Source organism: Bradyrhizobium sp. Ken51 (genome assembly GCF_055807435.1).
The window spans coordinates 292501-307974 of record NZ_JBVVPB010000003.1 but is presented as its reverse complement, the minus strand read 5'-3'; the positions used below and the strand labels follow the sequence as shown (position 1 = coordinate 307974).

At 62.3% G+C, this 15474-nt stretch carries 8 protein-coding genes, 2 tRNA genes and 2 rRNA genes (1 of these 12 only partly in view); 8 read left to right on the top strand and 4 right to left on the bottom strand.

All coding sequences use genetic code 11. The features are described from left to right. Nucleotides 1-81: 81 nt before the first annotated feature. Both metX and metW read left to right on the top strand, forming a co-directional pair. Nucleotides 82-1284 carry a homoserine O-acetyltransferase MetX gene (metX, locus tag AC0L27_RS08430; protein WP_354207895.1) on the top strand — a complete coding sequence of 401 codons (1203 nt, stop codon included), beginning with the start codon at nucleotides 82-84 and terminating at the stop codon, nucleotides 1282-1284. Between the two features lie 15 nt (nucleotides 1285-1299). After that, nucleotides 1300-1962 carry a methionine biosynthesis protein MetW gene (metW, locus tag AC0L27_RS08425; protein WP_354207897.1) on the top strand — a complete coding sequence of 221 codons (663 nt, stop codon included), beginning with the start codon at nucleotides 1300-1302 and terminating at the stop codon, nucleotides 1960-1962. A gap of 24 nt (nucleotides 1963-1986) precedes the next feature. On the opposite strand, the gene AC0L27_RS08420 is transcribed toward metW, so the two are convergent. After that, nucleotides 1987-2850, bottom strand: coding sequence for an alpha/beta fold hydrolase (locus AC0L27_RS08420; protein ID WP_473318614.1), 864 nt, complete (start codon nucleotides 2848-2850; stop codon nucleotides 1987-1989). 200 nt (nucleotides 2851-3050) lie between these two features. Between AC0L27_RS08420 and AC0L27_RS08415 the strand changes: the two genes are divergently transcribed. Next, on the top strand, nucleotides 3051-3929 hold the full coding sequence (locus tag AC0L27_RS08415) for a TIGR02594 family protein (RefSeq protein WP_354207901.1): 879 nt from the start codon (nucleotides 3051-3053) through the stop codon (nucleotides 3927-3929). A gap of 123 nt (nucleotides 3930-4052) precedes the next feature. Here AC0L27_RS08415 and AC0L27_RS08410 read toward each other — a convergent pair whose 3' ends face one another. Beyond that, the gene (locus tag AC0L27_RS08410) at nucleotides 4053-4841 is read right to left on the bottom strand and encodes an MOSC domain-containing protein (RefSeq protein ID WP_354207903.1); all 789 of its coding nucleotides are present in this window, start codon (nucleotides 4839-4841) and stop codon (nucleotides 4053-4055) included. 256 nt (nucleotides 4842-5097) lie between these two features. On the opposite strand from AC0L27_RS08410, the gene clpB reads away from it, so the two are divergent. Further along, nucleotides 5098-7737, top strand: coding sequence for an ATP-dependent chaperone ClpB (clpB, locus tag AC0L27_RS08405; protein ID WP_354207905.1), 2640 nt, complete (start codon nucleotides 5098-5100; stop codon nucleotides 7735-7737). Between the two features lie 99 nt (nucleotides 7738-7836). Here the strand turns inward: clpB and AC0L27_RS08400 are convergent, their stop codons facing one another. Both AC0L27_RS08400 and AC0L27_RS08395 read right to left on the bottom strand, forming a co-directional pair. Continuing rightward, on the bottom strand, nucleotides 7837-9456 hold the full coding sequence (locus AC0L27_RS08400) for an NHL repeat-containing protein (protein ID WP_354207907.1): 1620 nt from the start codon (nucleotides 9454-9456) through the stop codon (nucleotides 7837-7839). A gap of 156 nt (nucleotides 9457-9612) precedes the next feature. Further along, on the bottom strand, nucleotides 9613-11676 hold the full coding sequence (locus AC0L27_RS08395) for a M23 family metallopeptidase (RefSeq protein ID WP_354061184.1): 2064 nt from the start codon (nucleotides 11674-11676) through the stop codon (nucleotides 9613-9615). A gap of 1051 nt (nucleotides 11677-12727) precedes the next feature. On the opposite strand from AC0L27_RS08395, the gene AC0L27_RS08390 reads away from it, so the two are divergent. From AC0L27_RS08390 to AC0L27_RS08375, 4 genes are all read left to right on the top strand, one after another. Further along, a 16S ribosomal RNA gene (locus AC0L27_RS08390) occupies nucleotides 12728-14216 on the top strand. A 188-nt stretch (nucleotides 14217-14404) separates the two neighbouring features. After that, nucleotides 14405-14481: transfer RNA gene (locus AC0L27_RS08385), tRNA-Ile, on the top strand. A 33-nt stretch (nucleotides 14482-14514) separates the two neighbouring features. Further along, nucleotides 14515-14590, top strand: a tRNA-Ala gene (locus tag AC0L27_RS08380). 421 nt (nucleotides 14591-15011) lie between these two features. Then, a 23S ribosomal RNA gene (locus AC0L27_RS08375) occupies nucleotides 15012-15474 on the top strand; it runs 2410 nt beyond the window's last position. Together the 16S and 23S rRNA genes with 2 tRNA genes alongside form the textbook arrangement of a ribosomal RNA operon.

The window sequence follows — 15474 nt, the reverse complement described above, 5'->3', positions numbered from 1 at the left end:
AACCTATCGTTCAGGCCGGGTTTTTCATGGCCTGATGTCAATGCGGTCACCACGACGATCGCAAACGAGGTCGATGGTCAGATGGTTGGCGTCCAGTCAATTCCGAGTCCCGCGATCACCGCCGACGAGCGGTCGCACGAGGTGGATCATCCGAGCTCGCAGGTCGCGCAGTTCGGCACGGAGCAGCCGCTTCGGCTGGATTGCGGTGTCGATCTCAGCCCGTTCCAGATCGCTTACCAGACTTACGGTGAGCTGAATGCCGATCGCTCCAACGCGATCCTGATCTGCCATGCGCTGACCGGCGACCAGCACGTCGCCAATGTGCACCCTGTCACCGGCAAGCCCGGCTGGTGGGAGACCCTGGTCGGCCCCGGTCGACCGCTCGATCCCCGCGAGTATTTTATCATCTGCTCCAACGTGATCGGCGGCTGCATGGGCTCGACCGGTCCGGCATCGATCAATCCCGCGACCGGCAAGGTTTGGGGTCTCGATTTCCCCGTCATCACCATCCCCGACATGGTGCGCGCGCAGGCGATGCTGATCGACCGGCTCGGCATCGACACGCTGTTCGCGGTCGTCGGCGGCTCGATGGGCGGCATGCAAGTGCTGCAATGGACTGCGGCGTATCCGAGCCGCGTGTTCTCCGCGCTGGCGATCGCCTGCTCGACACGACACTCGGCACAGAACATCGCGTTCCACGAGCTTGGCCGCCAGGCGGTGATGGCCGATCCCGATTGGCACCATGGCGGCTATGCCGATCACGGTATCCATCCGCATCGCGGGCTCGCTGTCGCCCGGATGGCGGCGCACATTACCTATCTCTCGGACGCCGCGCTGCATCGAAAATTCGGACGGCGCATGCAGGACCGCGAGCTGCCGACCTTCTCGTTCGACGCCGACTTCCAGGTCGAGTCCTATCTGCGCTACCAGGGCTCGTCCTTCGTCGAGCGCTTCGACGCGAACTCCTATCTCTATCTGACCCGCGCGATGGACTATTTCGACATTGCCGGCGACCATGGCGGCGTGCTGGCGAAGGCGTTCGCGGGAATCCAGACCCGCTTCTGCGTGGTCTCCTTCACCAGCGACTGGCTGTTCCCGACCTCGGAATCGCGCGCGCTGGTGCACGCGCTGAATGCGTCGAGTGCGCGGGTGTCGTTCGCCGAGATCGAGACCGATCGCGGTCACGACGCGTTCCTGCTCGACGTGCCCGAGTTCTTCGACATCGCCCGTGCCTTCCTGCAGTCGGCAGGCAAGGCGCGCGGGCTTGCCGCCAAGAATGCTTAACAAGGACGGCTAGGCATGTCTGTACAGGAAGCGTTGCCGCTGGGCGGCGTTGCGACCGGGCGGCCCGGTGATTTTCGCGCCGACCATGTGCTGGTCGCCGAGATGGTCAAGCCGGGCTCGAAGGTGCTCGACGTCGGCTGCGGCGAGGGCGACCTGCTCCAACTGCTGGAAACCCGCGGCGTCGACGGCCGCGGCATCGAGCTGTCGCGCGAGGGCGTCAACCGCTGCGTCGCCAAGGGTCTGGCGGTGGTGCAGGGCGATGCCGACACCGACCTCGTGAATTATCCGGATGACGCCTTCGACTACGTGATCCTGTCGCAAACCTTGCAGGCGACGCGGCAGCCGAAAGTGGTGCTGGAGAATTTGCTGCGCATCGGCCGCCGCGCCATCGTGTCGTTCCCGAATTTCGGCTTCTGGAAGATGCGGCTCCAGCTCCTGATCGGCGGCCACATGCCGCGCACGGAGAATCTGCCGGCAAGCTGGTATGACACCGCCAACATCCATTTCTGTACCATCAAGGACTTCGTCGAACTCTGCGACGCGATCGACGTCAAGATGGAACGTGCCGAGGCGCTCGACCTCTACGGCCGCCCGCTGCGGCTGCGGATGCCCTGGTGGGTGTGGAATCTGTTCGGCGAGCAGGGCGTGTTTCTGCTGACGCGGGGCGGCAGGAAGTAGTTTTTCGTCATTGCGAGCGTAGCGCTAATGCGCCGCCAGCGATCTCGGATCGCGTACCGGCCATCTTCCCGCTTCCACCAGCGTGACGAACCGTTCCACCGTTTCGTTGAACAGGGCGGGCTCTTCGAGATTGAGCACGTGGCCGGACTTCGGAAACATGGCGAGCCCCGCCGCAGGCAGATGCTTCTTCAGGAACAGGCTTGCGCCCACGCACGGATCGTCCTCGTCGCCGCAGATGATGAGTGCCGGCTTCGTGGCGCCTCTGATCGCGTCCGTCATCGTAAAGATCGAGGGACGGCCGGCATGAAACCCGCGCATCGTCCGCGCCGATCCCTTGGCGTCGTGCCGCGCCAGGGCAGCGTAGAAATCGGCGTGGCCACGCGGGTCCTTCACCAGGAAGGGAATCCGGCTCGGCGCCTCGCGCGTGACTTTTGCGACTTCGGCTGAGCCGAGCATCTCGAATTGCTCCGCGTTGGCGCGGCACTGCTTGCGCCAGGCGTCGAGGTTCTCGATCTCCGAGCCTGAGCCGACGCCGGCGAGCGTCATCGACAGCGCGCGTTGGGGCGCGTTGAGCCCGATCTGGAGCGACGAATAGGCGCCCATCGAGAGGCCGACGAAGTGCGCGCGATCGATCTTCAGATGGTCGAGCACCGCGAGCGCATCGGTATAGAAATGCGTATAGCCGTAGACCTCGCCATCAGGCACGTCCGATGGCGTGTAGCCGCGCGCGGAATAGGTGATGCAGCGATGGCCGCGCGAAAAGTAGCGCATCTGCGGCTCCCAATTGGTGTAGTCGGCCGCGAATTCGTGCAGAAAAATAATCGGCGTGCCCGCGCCTGCTTCTTCGAAGTAGAGACGACAATTGTCTTTCGTGAGGGCGTGAGGCATCCGGTTTTCTCCCTGAGGTGGCTGCGGCATTGGAATGCCGTCCTGCGGTCAGCGCATATGATGCTAACACTTGTTAATCATCGTCCAAAATCTTCGCGACCGCGTCTTGTTCTCGCCACATCGGGATACTGATACAGCCCGCGGATGTCGGCCACCGCACGGGCCGATTGGGAAGTGGGGGTGTCAACGAAGGATGAAGAATGTTCGAGTTGTTTGCGTCTCGCCTGTCGCGCTGTGTCGTCGCGCTGGCTGTTTTCTTCGCGGCGATCGCCGCACTCGCCTTTCCGGCGTCAGCACGACCTCATCGTCATAGCACAGAGCGGTACGCTTACGCTTACACGCATCACGCCAGCAGACATCATCATTATTCCCGATATCACGCACGCAGCTCGCGCTTCGAGCGCGGCGCGGCGCAATTGCAGGCGAGCGGCTTCGGCAACACCTTCGCCAGCTATGACCCGAACGCCAATAGCGGCGGCATCGCCATGAGCGGCAGCGGTGGAATGGCCATGAGCGGCAGCGGTGGAATGGCCACGAGCGGCAGCGGTGGGATGGCCATGAGCGGCAGCGGTGCAATGGCCATGAGCGGCAACGCTGGAATGGTTACCAGCGGCGGGATGACCACGCGCGCCAGCCGTCGAATCGCCACGAGACGTGGCGGTGGCCTGGCCACTGACGCGAATGTCGGCGGCATGGCCAATAGCGCGACGAGCAGCGGCGGCTTTGGCGGCGGGTCGGGCCTCGTGTCCGAGGCGCGCCGCTATGTCGGCGGCAATCCGACCGGCCGCGGCAGCCTGTGGTGCGCGCGGTTCATGAACATGGTGCTTGAGAAAACCGGTCACCGTGGCACCGGCTCCGATATGGCGAATTCGTTCGCGCATTACGGCACGCGCGTCTCCGGTCCGCAGGTCGGCGCCATCGCGGTCATGTCGCGCGGCGGCCGGGGCGGTCATGTTGGCATCATCACCGGTGTCGACGCGCAAGGGAATCCGATCATGATCTCAGGCAATAACGGCAACCGCGTCCGCGAAGCACCGGTCTCGCGCGGCCGGATCTATGCCTATGTGATGCCGAATTGAGGTTTCTTCTCCCCGTCATTGCGGGGAACGAAGCGACGAGGCAATCCAGACCGTCTCAGCAGATCGATATCTGGATTGCTTCGCTGCGCTCGCAATGACGGAGTACGTGGAGCCGGCGCCGCGTCACACCAGCTTCGGCTCTTCCAACGCAACCGCGTCACCCACGCCGATGTCGCCGTCGGCGATCACCTCGGCATAGATGCCGCAGTCCATGTGGCCGAGATTGCTCGACAGCGCGGCCGGGATTTCGAGATCGCGTCTGGCGGTATCAGGGTCGACATTGGTAGCCGGGCAGCGCTTGATGCGCTTGACCACTTGCAGCCGGGCCTGTCCGATCGCCAGCGTCTGGCCGACGAGGTCGAGTTCGGACCAGGCCGGCCAGCCCTTCACGTAGAGATTGGCGCGGAAGCGCAGCGGGTGGACGGCGGCGCCGCCGAGCATGGTCTCGAGCGCGCGGACGCTGTCGAGATTGATGATGGACACGACCTTGCGGGCGACGTCGGAAAAGCTGTGGTCACGGCCGGACAGGACCTTGGGCGGGCCCTTCAGCTCCGGCTGAAAGTTGTCCCTGAAATAGTCCTCGACGGCGGCGCGCCCGGCCGCGGTCTCGAGATCCCCACTGGCGACGATCTGGCCGTCCTTGCGGATGATCAGGCGGTTGGTCGCGTCCTCGAACCGGCTGTCGAGCGAAGCCAGCCGCTCATTCCGCGCCAGCATCAGGAACTGGGTCTTCGGCTTCCACTGCGGCTCTTCCGGATCGAAGCCGCTGGGGCCGTTCTCGATGGCGTAGCGGCGGTCGGCGGGCAGGGTCTGGCCGGCTCGCAGGAAGACGCGAAGCAGGGGCTCCGGCGTCAGGCCCTTGATCGCGTAGCGGTAGAGGCCGGTGATCTCGCCGGTCTGGCTGGCTGTCATTGCGCTAGGTGTCATGCCGCTACTTAGGGGATTCGGCCCACCGGCGCCAAGCGGCGGGTCCGCGCACGAAATTGTGAACTCGCCTCTTCCGGTCCGAAGCCTCGCTTCCCACATCTGGGTCAGGCCGGCGCCAGCGCCGGCTGATAACGACCGTTACCGGTTGAGAAACGTCAATGCGGTAATCGGAAACCCAATGAAGATGCCGTTTGGAGTGCCTTAGAGGGCTCCAGGGGCAGGCCGAGGGAAAGACCACGATATGAATATCGACAAATATACCGAACGCTCCAGGGGCTTCGTCCAGTCCGCGCAGTCGCTTGCGGTGCGCGAAGGGCACCAGCAGTTTTCGACCCTGCACGTCCTGAAAGTGCTGCTGGACGACAATGAAGGCCTCGCTGCCGGCCTGATCGACCGCGCCGGCGGCAATTCCCGCGCAATCCTGAAGGCGACCGAGGACGCCTTGAGCAAGGTGCCGAAGGTCTCAGGCGGCGGCGCCGGCCAGATCTATCTGGCGCCCGAGCTCGCCCGCACTTTCGACGCCGCCGAAAAGGCCGGCGAGAAGGCCGGCGACAGCTTTGTCACGGTCGAGCGGCTGCTGCTCGGCCTCGCGCTGGAGAAGACCAGCGAGGCGGGTGCGATCCTGGCCAAGGGCGGCGTCACCCCGCAGAACCTCAACGCGGCGATCGAAGCGCTGCGCAAGGGCCGGACCGCCGACTCCGCAACCGCAGAGAACGCGTATGACGCGCTGAAGAAATATGCCCGCGACCTCACCCAGGCGGCGCGCGACGGCAAGCTCGATCCGGTCATCGGCCGCGACGAGGAGATCCGGCGCACGATCCAGGTGCTGTCGCGCCGGACCAAGAACAATCCGGTCCTGATCGGCGAGCCCGGTGTCGGCAAGACTGCCATCGCCGAGGGCCTGGCGCTGCGCATCGTCAACGGCGACGTGCCGGAGAGCCTGAAGGACAAGAAGCTGTTGTCGCTCGACCTCGGCTCGCTGATTGCAGGTGCAAAATATCGCGGCGAGTTCGAGGAGCGGCTGAAGGCCGTGCTCCAGGAGGTGACCGGGAGCGAGGGCAATTTCGTCCTGTTCATCGACGAGATGCACACGCTGATCGGCGCCGGCAAGGGCGATGGCGCGATGGACGCGTCCAACCTGCTCAAGCCTGCGCTCGCCCGCGGCGAGCTGCACTGCATCGGCGCGACCACGCTCGACGAGTACCAGAAGCACGTCGAAAAGGACGCGGCGCTGGCGCGGCGTTTCCAGCCGATCTTCGTCAGCGAGCCTTCGGTCGAGGATACGATCTCCATTCTGCGCGGGCTGAAGGACAAGTACGAGCAGCACCATGGCGTGCGGATCACCGATTCCGCGCTGGTCGCCGCCACGACGCTGTCCAACCGCTACATCACCGACCGCTTCCTGCCGGACAAGGCGATCGACCTCATGGACGAGGCGGCCGCGCGGCTCAAGATGCAGGTCGATTCCAAGCCGGAAGAGCTGGATTCGATGGATCGGGAAATCATCCGGCTGAAGATCGAACAGGAAGCATTGAAGAAAGAGAGCGATGCCGGTTCGAAGAGCCGCCTGCAGACCTTGGAGAAGGAACTGGCCGACCTCGAGGAGAAGTCCGCGGCGCTCACCGCACGCTGGAGCGCGGAGAAGAACAAGCTCTCCGACGCCCAGAAGCTGAAGGCCGAGCTCGACGGCTTGCGAGTCGAACTTGCCAACGCGCAGCGCCGCGGTGAATTCCAGAAGGCCGGTGAGCTGGCCTATGGCCGGATCCCCGAGCTGGAAAAGCAGCTTGCAGACATCGAGGCCAAGGAAAACTCCGGCGAGATGATGGAGGAGGCGGTCACCGCCAACCATATCGCGCAGGTGGTCTCGCGCTGGACCGGCGTGCCCGTCGACAAGATGCTGGAAGGCGAGAAGGACAAGCTCCTGAGAATGGAGGACTCGCTCGGCAAGCGCGTCGTCGGCCAGGCCGAGGCCGTGCGTGCGGTCGCGACCGCCGTGCGCCGTTCCCGCGCGGGGCTGCAGGATCCGAACCGGCCGACCGGCTCGTTCATGTTCCTGGGGCCGACCGGCGTCGGCAAGACCGAGCTGACGAAAGCGCTCGCCGAATATCTGTTCAACGACGAGACCGCGATGGTTCGCCTCGACATGTCCGAGTACATGGAGAAGCACTCGGTCTCGCGGCTGATCGGCGCGCCTCCGGGCTATGTCGGCTATGACGAGGGCGGTGCACTGACCGAAGCGGTGCGGCGCCGGCCCTACCAGGTGGTGCTGTTCGACGAGATCGAGAAGGCGCATCCCGACGTCTTCAATGTCCTGTTGCAGGTGCTCGACGACGGCCGCCTTACCGACGGCCAGGGTCGCACCGTCGACTTCCGCAACACGCTGATCATCATGACCTCGAACCTCGGTTCGGAGTTTCTGGTGAACCAGCCGGAGGGCGAGGACACTTCGGCCGTGCGCGAGCAGGTGATGGGAATGGTGCGGGGGCATTTCCGCCCCGAATTCCTCAACCGCGTCGACGAGATCATCCTGTTCCATCGCTTGCAGAGGAGCGAGATGGGCCGGATCGTCGAAATCCAGTTCGCGCGGCTGCAAAAGCTTTTGACCGATCGCAAGATCGTGCTGACGCTCGACGCTGCGGGCCGCGACTGGCTCGCCGCCAAGGGCTGGGATCCCGCCTACGGCGCACGGCCGCTGAAGCGCGTGATCCAGCGTCACGTCCAGGATCCGCTCGCCGAGATGATCCTTGCCGGCGACGTCAAGGACGGCGACAGCGTTGCGATCTCGTCTGAAGGCAACGTGCTGACCTTCAACGGCAAGGCGCCGCAGACCGCGGAGATCGCCCAGTTCGAGGCGCCGGTGTCGAAGCGCAAGCTGAACTGATCGCCGGCATTCGAAGCCTGAAGCCACAAGCCGCCCCGGAGATGTCGACCTCTCCGGGGCGGTTTGTTTTGCGGGTTGTTGGCGAACTACTGCGGGGACTTATTTCTTCGTGACTTTGTAGATCGCGTTCTCGATGTCAGAAGAGAAATAGATCGTGCCGGATTCCCCGATGCCGACGCCCGTCGGGATGTGGGTTGGCAGTCCTCCGGGCGCACCCGTCAGGCCGATCGGAAGATTGGCGGCGATCTCGGTGACCTTGCCGGTCTCCGGCGCGATCTCGATCAATCGCTTGGCACCGACCTCCGCCACGATCAGCTTGCCGTCCCTGGCGCGTGCGATCCCCTCGGGCATTTTCAGGTCCTTGGCGAGCACGGTCTTTTCGCCGTTCGTCTCGATTTTGGACACGACGCCCGCGAAGGCTTCGGTGACAAAGACCTCGCCGCTCGATCCGCCGACGAGCCCGACCGGGCCTTCGAGGCCGCCGATCAGCGGGGTGCGGTCCTTGCCGTGCTCGCCGCTGACGCGGACCAGCGATTTGGTGCCAAGCTCGGCCACCAGAATGCTGCCGTCCGCGAGCACGAGCGCGTCGTGCGGCGCCTTGAAGCCGTGCAGCATGTCGCGGATGGCGCCGGTCTTGCCGTCGATCACCTGAACCGTGCCGGTGAACCAGCTCGACAGCACCACATCGTTGCCCTTCGCGGTCGCGCTCATCGGATATTCGAGCGTGACGCCGGCGGCGTGCATGCGGGCTTTCTCGATGACCTCGCCGGTCGCGCCGTCCACCGTGCGATAAGCGAACACGTCGGCGACGTGGATCGTATCCTTGCCGCTCTCTGACGTGACGCCGATGCCGCCGGGCAAAGCGAGCTTGCCGATGATGACCTGCCGCGCCTGGCCGGTCGCCGGATCGACCTCCTGAATGCCGTTGTCGGCCATGTTGGAGACGTAGATTCGGTCCTCGTCGTCGATCGCGAGATTGTCCAGCGACGGCTTCAATTGCGCGACCATGGTCTTGGTGCCCGACTTGGGATCGACCCGAACGAGCTGGCCGAGCGCGGTGTCGACCACCCAGAGATTGCCCTTGGAATCAAAGTTCACCGCGGCCGGGACCTTGAAGCCCTCGGCGACGACGGTCAGCTCGGCCTTGTCGACGTCGACCTTTGCGACCTGCCCCTTGAACCAGAGCGGACCGTAGAGCTTGTCGTCGGGACCGAACTCGAAGCCATTGAGGCCACCCATCTTCTCCATGATCTGGCGCGGCGGTTTGACGCCCTCGACGTCGATCTCATAGAGCGTGTCGCCGAGGAAGACGGTGGTGGCGTACAGCCTGCCGTCCTTGCGGAAGGCGAGCGAATTGATACCGGGAAGGCCGCTGGCGAGCTTCTTGATCGGGCCGTCGCCCTTGCGCGAATAGAGATCGCCGGCCAGGAATCCGGTCCAGGCCATGGTGCCGTCGGGCGCGAACGCGATGTCATCGGCCATTCCGATCGGAGCGGGGATTGCAACCTTGGCGGTACCGCCGGCGATGTCGACCTCGTAGAGCGCCGCGCCCGCGACGCTGCCGGCAAACAGATGGCCGGCCTTGTCGATCGCAAGCCCGTGCACGCCGTGGAACGCCGAGCCCGGGACGAGCCGGGTGACCTCCCAGTTTTCAGCCGAAACGCTGGTTGCGGAGACAATCGCAGCGACGAAGGCTGCGCAGGCGAGCCTGTTCTTCATGGCGAGACCTCCCGGTTTTTTGGAAAGTATTCGCTCCTCATGCCGCTTTGGCAAACGAAACTTGACGTTGTGATGGCGCCAAGCGGACCTGCACGACGACGTCAAATCCGGATCGTGTTTGAAGGTGTCCGGCCGATCTCGGCCGGTTCGCCGGCTTTAGCGGTTGGTGACCTGCAGCGGACCGCCGGTTGCGTCTGACATCCGGGCGATCGCGCCGGCGCGGCCGCTCATCATGCCGTCGAGCCGATCGCGCTCCTTCTCGAAGCCGGCCAGCATCGGGCCTTCCAGCGAGCGGCCGCGCGGCAGTTTCACACGCAGCGGATCGACGAAGCGGCCGTTGACCAGGATTTCGTAGTGGACGTGCGGGCCAGTCGACGCGCCGGTCGAACCGACGAAGCCGATCACCTGGCCCTGCCGCACCTTCTTGCCGGGCTCCATGCCCTTGGCGAAGGCCGACATGTGGCCGTAGGCGGTCTCGTAGCCGTTGTTATGCTTGATGCGGATGTATTTGCCGTAGCCGCCCTCGGGGCCGGCCTTCTCGATCACGCCGTTGCCGGAGGCGAAGATCGGCGTGCCGTAGGAGGTGGCCCAGTCGACGCCGGTATGCATCTTCACATAGCCGAGGATGGGGTGACGGCGGCCGCCGAAGCCGGAGCGCATGATGGCGTTGTTGACGGGCTTGCGCACCAGGAACTTCTTCGCGCTCTTGCCGGTCTCGTCATAGTAGTCGACGACGCCGTCGTCGGGGCTCTGGTAGCGGTAGTATTTCTTGGTCTCGCCGCCGAGCGTGAGCGAAGCGAACAGCACGTCGTTCTTTTCGCTCGCGGTCACGCCTTCGTCTTCGCCGGCGTAGAACACGTCGAATGAATCGCCCGGCGCCACCTTGCGCTGGAAATCGACGTCGTAGGAATAGATCTTGATCATGTCGTCGATGACGGGCATCGGCACTTTGTTGCGCATCGCGGTCTCGTAGATGCTCTGATAGAGCCGCACGCCCGTGCCGTCATCGTCGTCATCGTCGTCGCTGTTGGCGTTCGCCGCCGCCTCGGCGACGGTATTCATGCTGGAGACGTCGACCGCGACGTATTTGCCGAGATCGGACAGCGCCGCGATCGCCTCGACCATGGTCTCGTTGGCGATCACGACGCGGTAGGGCTGCAGACGGGCGCCGGGGCTTGCGGGCGCCATCAGGATGCGCAGCTTCTCGCCTTCCTTCAGGCCGCCGTCGCGGCCGCGCGGCCCAAGTGTCGCGGTGATCGCCTTGATCTCCTCGGCCGTGGCGCCGAGATCACGCAGCACGCCGGCGACGCTGTCGCCCTTCTTGACCACGTGGACGCGTTCGCCGTTGGGATTGCCGCCGGTGATCTGCTCCTTGGTCTTCGGCAGCAGCGTGACGTTTTCCGGCACCACGCGCGTCTCGAAGCCGGCATAGGGATCGGACGGCGAAACTTCGGTGGCGTAGGCGCTTCTGATCTCGGACGGGCCGGTCGCGCCGGAGACGTCGGCCGCAGCATTGGAGAGCGCGGCGTAGCGCACCCCGCCATTGCCGCGCCAGTTGGCGGCATCGCGCACCCGCATCAGGATGTCGTCGAGCGCCACCACTGCGGAAATCTTGGCTTTCGGCAGCACCTGGGAGAGGTCCTTGGTGACGAACGAGACCTCGGCGTCGGGTTCGACGGCTTCCGGATTGTTCGGATCCTCGGATGCCGTCTTCGGATCGGAGCCGACATCGGTGAGAAGGCGCTGGGCGTTGAACGGCGGGATCTTCGCCGACAGATCGCTCGTCGTCATCGACAGATTGCCGGCAATCCGGATGAAGGGACGCACCCGCATCACGTCGCGGTTGCCGACGCGGGCGACGGTCGAGACGCGCACGATGTTGCGCGAGGCCGTGGATTCGTTCGGGGGCGGCAGGCGGTCGCTCTTGTGCAGCGTGGCGGCGCGATCGGCTGCGCCGAATGCGCCGCGCAGAGCGCCTTCGACGCGCTCCGGCACCTTGGCGAAGGTCATCTCGCCATCGAGCGAAGCGAAAACGGCGCCGCCGATCAGGGCTGCGCCGCAAAGTCCGGTTAGAATCGTCCCGCTGAACCATTGCACCGAAACACGGCGGCGATCGATGACGGCGGCTTCCGAACCATCGACGGACAGCGGCGGCTCGTGGCCGAGATCGATGATCCCGGTCTCACGCCCGTAAGCGCCGCGTGACGTCCTGTGGTTCAACCCAAGTCCCCCAATCAACGACCCGAGAGCCCGATTTCGAGCAGCCTCGTTCCGAGCAGTCCTGTCTTGAGCCCCTCCTTACGCCGCCCTCTTCGGGGCGTCTCTGGAAAAGGCAAGCCGCATAGGCATCCGCGGTCAGAAGGCCCAGATGACGGACCGGCCGAAATTACGAACAGCTAAGCGGAAAAAGATCTCTCGATGTGTCTCGAATGTCTGAAGAAGGCCGCTTCATCGTATGATCGCCTTCCTCTGACCCCACACGAACCGCCGGCAGCCCCCACTGGCATCCCTGCGATTCAAGCTTTGTCTGTACCAGAACGCCGGGGGATTGTGGCTCAAGTACGGCGCCTAATATGGAAAAGTTTCCCTAAACGGCCGGGAGCCAGGGGCCTTCCACGGGCGGGCGCCCCTAGCCGCGTCAGGTCGCGACCGAGCCGCGTTCAAGGCACCTCCATGCCGCTTCCGGAGCCCCCTCGGGCCCAAACTTTTTTTGGGTTTTTTCTCCGCGCCGGCCCGATCCAGCCGCTCGGCGCTTCTCTAACTCACTGGAATCGCCAATGTTTTCGCAACAATCCACCGTGCGACGATTTTCTGACAATCGGCGTTGACAACCCCGATGGGTGGGGCCTATAACCCGACCACTGAGCGCGGCGCCGCCGGGTCACTGACCAAGGCGAGCGAACGCGCCACTGATGCTCCTCACCTTGTTGAGTGACACAACAGTCGACGTAAGTCGATTGGAGTTCATCCATCGTCGGTAAGGGTGTCGGAACCCTTCCTCTCTGGAAGGTTGGGGCCTCTTGGTCCCGGGCTGTTTGACAAGTGAAGATGAAGAAAGAGAAACGTGGACGGCGGAGTCCTTGCGGGTCTCGCATTTAAAGAGCTTCGGCTTTTTGGATCGGGGCCGGACGAAAGACTTCGGCGGTACACGTTTTAAGGTTACACCATCGTTGCCAGCGATGTGAATCGCGGGCAGCTCATCGACTTCGGTCGATGAAAAATGGTGGGACCTCGTCAAAACGTTGTGATCAGCCGGTTCAAAGTTCAAGTCCAACTTGAGAGTTTGATCCTGGCTCAGAGCGAACGCTGGCGGCAGGCTTAACACATGCAAGTCGAGCGGGCGTAGCAATACGTCAGCGGCAGACGGGTGAGTAACGCGTGGGAACATACCTTTTGGTTCGGAACAACACAGGGAAACTTGTGCTAATACCGGATAAGCCCTTACGGGGAAAGATTTATCGCCGAAAGATTGGCCCGCGTCTGATTAGCTAGTTGGTGAGGTAATGGCTCACCAAGGCGACGATCAGTAGCTGGTCTGAGAGGATGATCAGCCACATTGGGACTGAGACACGGCCCAAACTCCTACGGGAGGCAGCAGTGGGGAATATTGGACAATGGGCGCAAGCCTGATCCAGCCATGCCGCGTGAGTGATGAAGGCCCTAGGGTTGTAAAGCTCTTTTGTGCGGGAAGATAATGACGGTACCGCAAGAATAAGCCCCGGCTAACTTCGTGCCAGCAGCCGCGGTAATACGAAGGGGGCTAGCGTTGCTCGGAATCACTGGGCGTAAAGGGTGCGTAGGCGGGTCTTTAAGTCAGGGGTGAAATCCTGGAGCTCAACTCCAGAACTGCCTTTGATACTGAGGATCTTGAGTTCGGGAGAGGTGAGTGGAACTGCGAGTGTAGAGGTGAAATTCGTAGATATTCGCAAGAACACCAGTGGCGAAGGCGGCTCACTGGCCCGATACTGACGCTGAGGCACGAAAGCGTGGGGAGCAAACAGGATTAGATACCCTGGTAGTCCACGCCGTAAACGATGAATGCCAGCCGTTAGTGGGTTTACTCACTAGTGGCGCAGCTAACGCTTTAAGCATTCCGCCTGGGGAGTACGGTCGCAAGATTAAAACTCAAAGGAATTGACGGGGGCCCGCACAAGCGGTGGAGCATGTGGTTTAATTCGACGCAACGCGCAGAACCTTACCAGCCCTTGACATGTCCAGGACCGGTCGCAGAGATGTGACCTTCTCTTCGGAGCCTGGAACACAGGTGCTGCATGGCTGTCGTCAGCTCGTGTCGTGAGATGTTGGGTTAAGTCCCGCAACGAGCGCAACCCCCGTCCTTAGTTGCTACCATTTAGTTGAGCACTCTAAGGAGACTGCCGGTGATAAGCCGCGAGGAAGGTGGGGATGACGTCAAGTCCTCATGGCCCTTACGGGCTGGGCTACACACGTGCTACAATGGCGGTGACAATGGGACGCTAAGGGGCAACCCTTCGCAAATCTCAAAAAGCCGTCTCAGTTCGGATTGGGCTCTGCAACTCGAGCCCATGAAGTTGGAATCGCTAGTAATCGTGGATCAGCACGCCACGGTGAATACGTTCCCGGGCCTTGTACACACCGCCCGTCACACCATGGGAGTTGGTTTTACCTGAAGACGGTGCGCTAACCCGCAAGGGAGGCAGCCGGCCACGGTAGGGTCAGCGACTGGGGTGAAGTCGTAACAAGGTAGCCGTAGGGGAACCTGCGGCTGGATCACCTCCTTTCTAAGGATGGTTCTTCAGAAGCTTGCTTCTATCGAACCGTTTTAGAAACATCAGTGGCCAACGGTCGTCAGGATCGTTGAGCTGCATTGGCGGGATTTCGCCGTCTTCGTTTCTCTTTCTTCGCGGACGAACACGCGCTGGGGCTGCAACCTTGCAGAATCCCTGGTCCTTGACTGGATATGCGTTAGGGGCTTGTAGCTCAGTTGGTTAGAGCGCGCGCTTGATAAGCGTGAGGTCGGAAGTTCAAGTCTTCCCAGGCCCACCACACTCATCGAGTGAGCATTCGTCTTCTGGTTACGGGGCCATAGCTCAGCTGGGAGAGCGCGTGCTTTGCAAGCATGAGGTCGTCGGTTCGATCCCGTCTGGCTCCACCAGATGGTTTGATCACCGACTATCCATACCGTCGTCCGCGAAACATCACTTCGCACTTACTAGTCCGGATGGACAGTAAGCTGCGTGATTTCTGACATCGTAAAGAGGAGATCGATCCGAGTTGGATCGGGCAACAAGCAATTGTTGCGCGATACTTCATTATCTCCGGATCATTTCGGCGCTCGTGCGTCTTCCAGGGTAGCTCACAAGGCTGCATCTGAAAGACAAGCGAGTTGTAAATGATCCTTTTAGCGAAGCTTGACCGCCTCGCTATCGGAACGATCTTACGAAGCAAGCTGGTCTTTCTAATCATTGTCCGGCTGCAGATAGCGTTCATCGAGGGCGCGTGCCTTAGAGACTTAGGTTTCTTGGCAATTCTGCAGACAACATTCTGCCGAGTGTGTGGACATTGATAATGAGAGCAATCAAGTGCCTTAAGGGTGTTCGGTGGATGCCTTGGCGCTGAGAGGCGATGAAGGACGTGCTACGCTGCGATAAGCCGTGGGGAGCTGCGAAGAAGCTTTGATCCATGGATTTCCGAATGGGGAAACCCACCTTCGATAGCCGGAACTCCAAGACCTCAGTCGAAAGACTGTGGTGTGGGGTTCGAACAGAAATGTGAGATGCCTAGGCCTTTAGATTTCGATCGAAGAGGTTTTGGATTTCCGGTTATCAAAAGAAGGTATGAGACTTCTGAATACATAGGAGGTTTCAAGCAAACCCAGGGAACTGAAACATCTAAGTACCTGGAGGAAAGGACATCAACAGAGACTCCGTTAGTAGTGGCGAGCGAACGCGGACCAGGCCAGTGATACATCAAAGACAATCGGAACCAGTCAGGAAAGCTGGGCCTTAGAGGGTGATAGCCCCGTACGAGTAATGCGAT